This window comes from Legionella navarrensis, assembly GCF_052527415.1.
Genome location: NZ_JBNVZR010000040.1, coordinates 1 through 3,778 on the forward strand (window position 1 = coordinate 1; position 3,778 = coordinate 3,778).

The window sequence follows — 3,778 nt, forward strand, 5'->3', positions numbered from 1 at the left end:
ACCTGACCCGATGCCGTACAGCCTGCCGGCAGGGTTCCTATGGTTTGCCCGGCGCTCAGTGTATCCGTCAGTACCAGAGGAGAGGCGTTGGCCGCGGTGCTTATCACCGCCTGCAGGGTGTAGGTAATGCTGTCGCCTGCTCCCACGGCGGTGCCGGTAGCGGGATTGGACGATTTGCTTACTGCGATTATTGCCGGTTTGATCGGATGCGTTGTTGTACAGGTTGAACAGGTCGGTGCAGTGCTGCTGCCACCCGTCGGGACAACACTGTTGCTCACCGAGCTCGTCCTGGTCGAATTCACCGTAGCCGGATAGGCAAAACTGTAGGTACCCGGTGCTGTACCGGCTGCAATCGTACAGGTAATTACCTGACCCGAGGCCGTGCAGCCTGCCGGCAGCGTTCCTATCGTTTGTCCGGCACTCAGGGTATCCGTCAATACCAGAGGGGAGGCGTTGGCCGCCGTACTGATCACCGCCTGCAGGGTATAGGTAATGCTATCGCCTGCTCCCACGGCGGTGCCAGTGGCCGGATTCGACGACTTGCTTACTGCGATTATTGCCGGCTTGATCGGATGGGTGGTTGTACAACTTGAGCAGGTCGGTGTTTTGCTGCTGCCGCCCGTTGGCACAACACTGTTGCTCACCGAGCCGGTCGCGGTTTGATTCACCGTGACCGGGTAGGCAAAGCTGTAGGTACCGGGTGCCGTGCCGGCTGCAATCGTACAGGTAATCACCTGACCCGAGGCCGTGCATCCTGCCGGCAGCGTCCCTATTGTTTGCCCGGCACTCAGAGTATCCGTTAACAACAGAGGGGATGAGGTGTTGGCCGTGCTGATCACCGCCTGCAGGGTGTAGGTAATGTTGTCGCCTGCTCCTACCGACGTACCGGTGGCTGGATTAGACGATTTGCTCACTGCGATCGTTGCAGCAATGGGATGCGTGGTCGTGCAGTTCGTGCAGGAAGTGGTAGTCGTGCTGCCGCCACCGCTGACAACCACGGAATTACCTATAGAACCTGTGGCACCTGCATTGACGGTGGTCGTGTATGAAAAACTGTAGGTACCAGGTACTGTCTCTGCCGGTAACGTACAGGTGATCACCTGCCCCGCAATGCTGCAGCCGGGAGGCATGGCTCCCGCCGTCTGCCCGGCAGTTAACGTATCCGTCAGAATTAAATTGGCCGCATTAGCTGCATCGGAAAGAACCGTTTGCAGCGTATAGGTAATCGTGTCGCCCGGTGAAACCTCTGTGCCTGTAGCCGGGCTGGACGATTTACTGACCGCCGCCGTTGCCTGAATCCGGGCGTTGGTCATCGTACAGAGAACGCTGGTATCGCTTACGCCTATGGTTAGCTGATTCCCTGACAGGGGAGTATCGTTTCCCGTACAACTGAGCGTACTGTTGTAATTACTGGCCGAACCGGTGGTAAATGACTGCGAGATGGTTCCAACATCACCCGACAAGAGGCTGACAGCCGAACTGGTTGTTGAGTTGTTCCCTGTCGAAATCGAATTGACGGAGGTGTTGCTGGGAAAGCCGGAGCTGGACAAGGTGACCGCGTCATTAACCTTTCCATTGACCCATGTTGTTCTCAGGCTCAGGCTTACCGGGGCTTTATTGGTGAACGTACAGGTAATGTTTGCATCTTCCGCCACTGCCGCCGCATTCAAGGTGACCTGACGTGAGCCCAGGTTAACCGTTGCTGTTCCACCCGTTCCAAGTCCCGAGCAGGAAATATCAGTCAGCGTAAAGCCCGCAACGGCCGCTTCTGTGATGGTAGTAGCCACACCAGTTGATGTTAACGTTTGGGTTGTACCAGCTCTTATCGTACCAGGTGTAACCGTAGTGATCCCTTCCGCGCTGTATCCGTTGGTGCCGGTGAAATTGAAGGTAGCTACGCCGCCTGTTGATCTCTTGCGCACGCGCATGGTGGGTTTTGTCCATTGAATGGCAACCAGACCATCACCGCCGGGACAGCTTGAACCCGCGCAATAGCCGCCAACGCTAACACCCGCTACGTATTGTGCATCAGAGGTTCCTGTCGCGGCACCACCGCCAAAGGCGGTACCGGTATTTCCACGAATGGTGCTCCCGCCCGAACCGCCAAAGCCCGAGCCACCGCCACCGCCACCATTTGGATTATTAACAGCTGGCTGGCATGGGCCACCACCACCGCCGTAATACCCACCGCCGCCACCGCCGCCACCTTCAGAAGCACCTGAAGTATCGCCTCCGCCTCCCCCCCCCTGGTATTGACTGCCAGAGGTTGCGGGAGTAGCGCAGGGAATGGTTGTAGAAACCGTACCTCCGCCTGCACTAGCCGTTCCGGCGCCGCCCGTTCTTAAGCCGGCAGCGGCACCCGAGGTACCACCGCCACCACCTCCAGGACCAAAAGAAGCAAGAGGCGAGGTATCGGCTCCACTGCTGGCGCCCCCACCGCCCCCCGCAGCAATCAACAGCGTGCCCGAAAAAGGCGTACCTCGCCAGATATAGCTACCACCACCGCCGCTGGAACCCCTTGCAAGGACACCTGCCCCACCAGCCCCGCCACCACCAAAGGTGCCAACAAGGCTGCGTGTCTGCCCTCCCACTCCCACGGTGATATTAAGTGTTTCACCCGGCGTTACTGCCAGAGCGTAGTTTTGGGCAAAGCCACCGCTGCCAGCGCCAGGGGACGCAGAATATGTCCCGTCAGGCCCCCCTCCTCCAGCCCCCCACAAAGTCACATAAATACTCGTCACTCCGGCGGGCACAACAAATGTCTGGTTACCACCCGTGGCTGTATAGCGTGTACATCCTTGATATCCTGATGTGGGGGTGCACGCGGAAGCGATAGATTTGTTTTGTTTTTGGGATTGCCCCTTATTTAACAGGGTTTGCAGGACATCGGCTGGATTGGCAAAAGGATTATCAAAATGGATGCGTGCGTAAGCCGGGGATAAAAAATTACCCCCGACAAAAACCAAAAGCAGGACAAAAATCCTGCTCCAAAAAGTCCATTTTATTCTCATTGCACCTAAATATAATCCAGTTTAGCTTCGCTTCTATGCACATCCTGTTAATGACACTTCATCATACCCGATTTTCAGGCTTGTGCGCGAGAATAATTGTTACTGTTTGAGTAACGCCCCAGATAGCCTGGGGCTGGAGTTCTGTTTATGTTACTCTGGATTTTTTCGATGCCAGTGACGGAATATTATCCATAGGAATACTGAACTGTATCTGACCCTGAATGGCTGAAAAGGCGTTTCTGCCAATGCCGTCGTATTGAAGGCTTGGTCCGATGGATAGGCCGGATGGAAACACAATGTCCAGGCCGAGCTTGACCCTTCCTGAAAATCCGTCAAAGAAGTTCTGGAATACCAGATTCTGTCTGCCGCCAGGATCAAAATTGTAGATGCCTTCAAATGACAGGCTGGTGGTTGTTCTGCGCAGCGTTTCGCTCAGATAAAAATAGGATATTTCCGGGCCAAAATTAAATTGGCCAAGAGAAATCCGCTGGCCTGGAATGCTGACGTTGGCGGAGTTGGTGAAGCGATACTGATTCTCCTGATAATAAGTAAAGCCGGTGGTCGGTGACAATCGCCAGTTGCGGTACTGCCAGTCGCCGGTCAGTTCCGCATTGTACAGGCTGCGGCCGGTATTGAAATGGTTCTGATATATATTCATGATCGTCATCTGATTATCTGACTGTCCCCAGGCTGCGCGCGTGTGCAGATACAAATCCGGTGCAATACGGGCGCTCAGATAGGGGCCTATCATCCAGCCCTGGCCACTC

General features: G+C 55.6%; 2 protein-coding genes. Both read right to left on the minus strand.

The features are described from left to right. Positions 1–3,011 (minus strand): beta strand repeat-containing protein (locus tag ACQUTA_RS12975; protein ID WP_444988689.1); only part of this gene is annotated, 3,011 nt, incomplete at its 3' end. A gap of 145 nt (positions 3,012–3,156) precedes the next feature. Continuing rightward, the coding region (locus tag ACQUTA_RS12980; protein ID WP_444988690.1) for an autotransporter outer membrane beta-barrel domain-containing protein at positions 3,157–3,778 on the minus strand (622 nt) is incomplete at its 5' end.